This is a genomic window from Nevskia sp. (assembly GCF_023266035.1).
Taxonomy (GTDB): Bacteria; Pseudomonadota; Gammaproteobacteria; order Nevskiales; family Nevskiaceae; genus Nevskia.
Window position 1 is genome coordinate 1 of record NZ_JAHFRY010000187.1, and the last position, 6,315, is coordinate 6,315.

4 protein-coding genes and 2 pseudogenes are annotated in these 6,315 nt (G+C 63.8%); 1 reads left to right on the plus strand and 5 read right to left on the minus strand.

Annotated elements, in window-relative coordinates; all coding sequences use genetic code 11:
- The 3 genes and pseudogenes from Q0D45_RS20150 to Q0D45_RS20160 form a co-directional block, all read right to left on the minus strand.
- Window positions 1–217: pseudogene (locus tag Q0D45_RS20150) on the minus strand (GNAT family N-acetyltransferase); the annotation flags it as partial.
- On the minus strand, window positions 214–555 hold the full coding sequence (locus Q0D45_RS20155; RefSeq protein ID WP_293397292.1) for a 4a-hydroxytetrahydrobiopterin dehydratase: 342 nt from the start codon (window positions 553–555) through the stop codon (window positions 214–216). The gene Q0D45_RS20155 and the pseudogene Q0D45_RS20150, both read right to left, overlap by 4 nt.
- Window positions 556–625: 70 nt before the next feature.
- Window positions 626–1,795 carry a cystathionine gamma-synthase gene (locus Q0D45_RS20160; RefSeq protein ID WP_293397295.1) on the minus strand — a complete coding sequence of 390 codons (1,170 nt, stop codon included), beginning with the start codon at window positions 1,793–1,795 and terminating at the stop codon, window positions 626–628.
- A gap of 305 nt (window positions 1,796–2,100) precedes the next feature.
- Here Q0D45_RS20160 and Q0D45_RS20165 point away from each other — a divergent pair, with 305 nt between their 5' ends.
- Complete coding sequence (locus Q0D45_RS20165; RefSeq protein WP_293397298.1) at window positions 2,101–4,143, plus strand: TonB-dependent receptor; 2,043 nt, start codon at window positions 2,101–2,103, stop codon at window positions 4,141–4,143.
- Between the two features lie 269 nt (window positions 4,144–4,412).
- Here Q0D45_RS20165 and nikR read toward each other — a convergent pair whose 3' ends face one another.
- Together nikR and Q0D45_RS21715 are read right to left on the minus strand one after the other, a co-directional pair.
- Window positions 4,413–4,868: a nickel-responsive transcriptional regulator NikR gene (nikR, locus tag Q0D45_RS20170; RefSeq protein WP_293397301.1), complete on the minus strand. Its 456-nt coding sequence runs from the start codon at window positions 4,866–4,868 to the stop codon at window positions 4,413–4,415.
- 25 nt (window positions 4,869–4,893) lie between these two features.
- A pseudogene (locus Q0D45_RS21715) lies at window positions 4,894–6,261 on the minus strand (pyridoxal-phosphate dependent enzyme).
- Window positions 6,262–6,315: the final 54 nt, after the last annotated feature.

Sequence of the window (6,315 nt, forward strand, 5' to 3'; positions counted from 1 at the left end):
CGCCCGGCGCCAGCAGCCGGGCGTAGGCCAGCAACTCACCATCGGCATTGGTGCCGCAGAGATGCGTGCAGGTCGGATCGAGGCCGTCCATGTCCGGAAACACGCAGTTCTGTTCGACGACGAAGATCTCGCTGCGCAGCCGCATCGCGGCGTAGAGCAGATCGTTCGACCACTCGTTCCAGCGCCACAGGCGCCAGTCGATGACGGCTGCCGTCATACCAGCAGGGCGTCGGTCTTGGCCGCGCAGATGAAATCGTTCTCCGACAAGCCGTCGATCGCGTGCGTCCAGTAGGTGATGTCGCAATTCTTGTAGTCGAAGGCGATATCCGGGTGATGGTCGTCGTGAATCGCGATATAGGCCGCCGCGTTGACGAAGCTCAGGGTGCGGAAATAGTTCTTGAACTCGAAGTGCCCGTGCAGCTTCCGGCCGTCTTCGGACAGCGTCCAGGCCGGGCCAAGCCGGGTCATGAATTCGGCGGCTTCGGAGGGCGTCAGCGGGTCGACGCCGCCTTCGCAGGGAACGCAGCGGCGCTGGGCGAGGGTGGGAGTGGTCATGGCGAATCTCGATGGAAAGGGGCGGACGCCACTTTAGCGCGCCGCTGCCAGCCTCTCACCGGCGACGCACTCAGCCGAGCGCATGGGAGAGGTCAGCCTTCAGATCCTCGACATCCTCGACCCCCACCGACAGCCTGCACAGCGTGTCGCTGATGCCGAGCGCGGCGCGGTTCTCTGCCGGGATGCTGGCGTGGGTCATGATCGCCGGGTGCTCGATCAGGCTTTCGACGCCGCCGAGGCTTTCGGCGAGCGCGAACAGGTGGCAGCGCTCCAGGAAGCGCTTGGCATCCTCGAGCCCGCCGCGCAGTTCGATGGCGATCATGCCGCCGTAGCCGCGCGGCATCTGTCTCTTCGCCAGCGGATGCTGAGGGTGCGAGACCAGGCCTGGGTAATGAACCTTGGCGATCTTCGGATGGGTCTGCAGCCAGCCGGCCAGTTCCTGCGCGTTGCTGCAGTGGCGCTCCATGCGCAAGGCCAGTGTCTTCACGCCGCGCAAGGCGAGGAAGGCATCGAACGGCCCGGCGACGGCGCCGACGGCGTTCTGCAGGAAGGTCAGGCGTTCGGCCAGATCGACGTTGTCGCCGACCACCAGCATGCCGCCGACCATATCGCTGTGGCCGTTCAGGTACTTGGTGGCCGAGTGCATGACCAGATCGAAGCCGAGTTCGATCGGCCGCTGCACGTAAGGGCTGGCGAAGGTGTTGTCGGCGGCGGCGATCAGTCCGTGACGCTTGGCGATGGCGGCGATGGCGGGCAGATCGGCCAGCTTCAGCATCGGGTTGGTTGGTGTTTCGACCCAGATCATCTTGGTTTCCGGGCGGATCGCCGCTTCGACCTTGGCCGGATCGCGCAGGTCGACGAAGGAGAATTTCAGCCCGGCCGATTTCGCTCGCACCCGCTCGAACAGGCGGTAGCTGCCGCCGTAGAGATCATCGCTGGCGATGATGTGATCGCCGGGCGCGAACAGGTCGAGCACCGTCGCGGTCGCCGCCAGACCGGAGGCGAAGGCATAGCCGTGCGTGCCGCTTTCGAGATCGGCGACGCAGCGCTCGTAGGCGAAGCGGGTCGGGTTCTGGCTGCGCGCGTACTCGTAGCCCTTGTGCACGCCGGGGCTTTCCTGGACGTAGGTCGAGGTGGCGTAGATCGGCGGCATGATCGCGCCGGTGGTCGGATCCGGGCTCTGGCCGGCGTGGATCACGCGGGTCGCGAACGCGTTGCGTGCGGGGGGCTGGGTGGTCATGGCGTGGCGTTTTGTGAGGTCAGGACTGCGAGCACGTTAGCGCGGTGACCGAGCTTCTGCGCGTGGCTGCAGAAAGTTGGGCTGCGCTGCATCGGCTTTCATCAAGCTGTCGTATGACATCGTATATAAACGTCATACCGTCGAATCGACCGAAGGCTGCCGCTGTCAGGCAGACCTGAGTTCGCCGACGCGGGCCTAAGCCGGGCACAGGCCGAACAGAGTGGGCAATGGTTGATCACGTGAAGCGATTGATGAGTGGGGCCAAGAGAAGAGCCAGGCATGCGGGACTGGCGGGCATTGCGGGATTGTCGGGGTTTTCGGTACTGCCAGCGGAAGCCGCTGGCGTGCCGGGCGAAGCGGTCCAGCTCGATACCGTGACAGTCAGCGCCGATGAACTGGTTGGCGAGGCCGATTCGGCGACCATCGGCACGGTCTATTCGGAGCAGTTCGAGAACCGGCCGATCTCGCGTACCGGCGAATTGCTGGAAGTGGTGCCGGGCCTGATCGTCACCCAGCACAGTGGCGAGGGGAAGGCCAACCAGTACTTCCTGCGCGGCTACAACCTCGATCACGGCACCGACTTCGCGGTGTTCGTCGATGGCCTGCCGGTCAACATGCCGACTCACGCTCACGGCCAGGGCTATGCCGACAATGGCTTCTTCATCCCCGAACTGGTCGATTCGATCGAGTACCGCAAAGGCCCTTACTACGCGCAGTACGGCGATTTCTCGGCCGCTGGTGCTGCCGATATTCGTTACAAGGAAAAGTTCGACCAGAACCTCGTCGAGGCCACCGGCGGCGCCTACGGTTACGGCCGGCTGCTGTCGGTCGGCTCGGTCAAGGCCGGGGCTGGCAATCTGCTGTATGGCTTCGAATACGTGCACTACGACGGCCCCTACGATCTCGGCCAGAACTTCAACAAGGGCAATCTGGTGCTGCGCTATTCGCAGCGCTACGAGGGCGGCAGCTATCACCTGTCGGCCACCGGCTATTCGACGCGCAACCTGTCGCCGGACCAGATTCCGCAACGCGCCGTCGATCAGGGCTTGATCGACCGGCTCGGCTACATCGATCCCACCGACGGCGGCCGCAGCCACCGCGTGAATTTCTCCGGCGGCGTCACACAGCAGCTCGGGCCGGGCACCTTGAAGCTCGATGCCTACGCGTTCCGCTACCGGCTCGATCTGTTCTCGAATTTCACCTATTTCCTCGACGATCCGGTCAACGGCGATCAGTTCGAGCAGTCGGACAAGCGCAACGTCTACGGCGGCAATCTCAGCTACAAGCTGAGCAACCAGTTGCTCGGCCTGGAATTCCACAACGAGATCGGCGCGCAGACGCGCTATGACGATATCGACGACGTCGGTCTCTATCTGACTCGTTCGCGCGAGCGGCTCGACACGACGACGGTCAGCGACGTCAAGGAGTGGATCGGTTCGGTTTACGCGCAGACCAACGTCCATCTCACCTCCTGGCTGCGCGCCACGGCCGGTGCCCGTTTCGACTCGATCAACTTCGACGTCGTCAACAACAACCCGCTGAACACTGGCAAGGCTTCGGACACGCTGATCAGCCCCAAAGGCGCGCTGATCTTCGGCCCCTGGGCGAAGACCGAGCTGTTCATCAACGCCGGCCAGGGCTTCCATTCGAACGATGCCCGCGGCGCGACGCAGACCATCGACCCGCGCAGTGGCGATGCCGTTGATCCGGTGACACCGCTGGCCGTGGCAAGGGGCATCGATCTCGGCATGCGCACAGCACTGATTCCCAACGTGCAGGTCGCCGCCAGCGTCTTCCGGCTGCGTTCGGATTCAGAGCTGGTCTACGTCGGCGATGCGGGCACGACCGAACCTTTCGGCGCCACCGAACGTTACGGCGGCGAATTGGCCGTCTACTGGAAGCCGATCAAGCATCTGCTGATCGACAGCGACCTGGCCTACACCAAGGCCCGCTTCCGGGAACAGCAGCTCGATGAAGACGGCAATGCCATCGGCAAGCGGGTGCCGCAGGCAGTGCAGGGTGTTGCGGCGCTGGGCGTGACCTACACCAGCCCGCTCGGCTGGGACACGGCATTGCGCGTCCGTTATTTCGGCCCGCGTCCGCTGGCCGAGGACAACAGCGTCAAATCGAACTCGACGACGGTGGTCAACTTCGGCGCCGGTTACCGGATCAGCCGCCGCTTCAGGATCAGCGGCCAGATCAACAATCTGTTCGATTCCAAGGATCACGACATCGATTACTTCTACACCTCGCGCCTGCAGGGCGAGGCGGCTGAAGGCGTCGATGACACCCATTTCCACCCGATCGAGCCGATCAACGGCCGGGTGACGCTCAGCTATTCGTACTGACGCGCACCGGGTGCCACGAACGCCGAATCCGACTCCGATGTCATTGAGCCGCCCTTGAGGCGGCTTGCTTTTTTGAGCAACAACTGCGACCGGCAGCTTGGGCCAGGCGCGCGTCAGCGTGGTGACGCCGCTTCGTCCGCCGAATACTGCCGTTCACCGCGCCTGATGCGCGGAGCGCTTCGGACAGTGAGATAAAGGCTTTGCTTTCTCCCCCGATGAAGCGTTGGCCGCCGAAAGGCGGCTTTTCTTTTTGTAGCGGTTGCGAAGCTTCAGCTGATCGGGCTCAGGTGCACATGCGCTTCGCCATGCACCTGGGAGATTTCCAGCGCCACTGGCACCAGATGCAGATGGCCGTGGCGCACGCCGCGTTCTGCGATCAGCGATTCCGCGAAAGCTTTCACCTGCGGCAGCGGGCCTCTCAGCGCCATCGTTTCCAGGCAGTTGTCGTGATCCAGATGCACGTGCATCGTCGCCATGCTCAGGCCGTGATGATCGTGCTGGTTCTCCGCCAAGCGGCTGGCCAGCTGACGCTCGTGATGGTTGTACACGTAGGACACCGTGGCTACGCAATGCGAGGCCTTGCCGTCGTCGATGCGCTCGTTCTCGAGCCGGCCGCGGAGCAGATCGCGGAACGCTTCGGAGCGGTTTTCGTAGCCGTGGCGATCGGCCCAGGCGTCGAACTGATCGGCCAGGGTTTCGTCGAGGGACAGCGTGATGCGGCGCATGTGTGCTCCGGGGAAAGGCGGGGTTTCAGGTCTGCTGGCGCAGGTAGTTGAGCAGATCGATCTTGGTGATCAGGCCGATGAAGGCACCTTCGGCATCGGCCACCACGGCGACATGATCGCGCTGGAACAAGTCGATCAGCGTAGCCATCGGTGCATCGGGCCGGATTGTTTCGACCTTGGCCACCATCGCCGTCGACACCGCGTCGTTGAAGTGCGCCGAGCCGGCCTGCACATGCAGCAGCAGATCGGACTCGTCGATGATGCCGACCACTCTCGGGCCTTCCATCACCGGCACCTGGGAGACATCGAACAGCTTCATCCGCCGATAGGCGAGCAGCAGGTTGTCGTCCGGTTTCAGGGTCACCGCGCCGCCTTCCTGGTAGCGACGGACGATCAGGTCCAGCAGGTTGCCGTGGCGCGGCCGTGGCAGCAGGCCCTGCTCGAACATCCAGTGATCGTTGTACATCTTGCTCAGATACTTGTTGCCGCTGTCGCAGACGAAGCTGACGACGCGCTTCGGCGCGGTCTGCGCGCGGCAGTAGCGCAGCGCGGCGGCCAGCAAGGTGCCGGTCGATGAGCCACCGAGCAGGCCTTCCTTGGCCAGCAGCTAGCGTGCGGTCAGGAAGCTTTCGGCATCCGGAATCGAATAGGCCTTCTTGGCATAACCGAGTTCGCAGTTCGGCGGAATGAAATCCTCGCCGATGCCCTCGACCAGCCAGGAACCCGGCGTGATCTGTTCGTTGCGTTCGACCAGCGGTTCGAGGATCGAGCCTTTCGGATCGGCCAGCACCATCTCCAGATGCGGCGCGACTCTCGCGAAGTAGCGGCCGAGCCCGGTGAGCGTGCCGCCGGAGCCGACACCGACGACCACGGCGTCGCACATCTGCCCGGTCTGGGCCCAAATCTCCGGGCCGGTGCTTGCTTCGTGAGCCAGCGGATTCGCCGGGTTCGCGAACTGGTTGACGTAGAAGCTGTTCGGCGTCTCTCGGGCAAGGCGTTCGGCGATGTCCTGGTAGTACTCCGGATGGCCCTTGCCGACATCGCTGCGAGTGATGATCGTGGTCGCGCCGAGTGCGCGCAGATGGAGGATCTTCTCCTGCGCCATCTTGTCCGGGATCACCAGGGTGATGCGGTAACCCTTCTGGGCCGCGACCAGCGCCAGGCCCAGGCCGGTGTTGCCGGCGGTCGCTTCGATCAGGGTGCCGCCGGGGTGAATCAGGCCGTCGCGTTCGGCGGCTTCGATCATCGACAGGCCGATGCGATCCTTGATCGAGCCGGTCGGGTTCTGGTTTTCGAGCTTGACGAACAGCCGGCACAGGCCGGTGTCGAGGTTCCTCAACTCCACCAGCGGCGTGTTGCCGATGGTGTTCAGCACGCAGCCATCGCGGGGCATGTCGCACCTTTCGAAAACGGGAAGTTGCGGCAGGTTAGCACGCGACTTTGAACC

Coding starts and splice junctions, on each gene's coding strand:
- Q0D45_RS20155 (WP_293397292.1), bottom strand. CDS start 555: ATGACCACTCCCACCCTCGCCCAGCGCCGCTGCGTTCCCTGCGAAGGC.
- nikR (WP_293397301.1), bottom strand. CDS start 4,868: ATGCGCCGCATCACGCTGTCCCTCGACGAAACCCTGGCCGATCAGTTC.
- Q0D45_RS20160 (WP_293397295.1), bottom strand. CDS start 1,795: ATGACCACCCAGCCCCCCGCACGCAACGCGTTCGCGACCCGCGTGATC.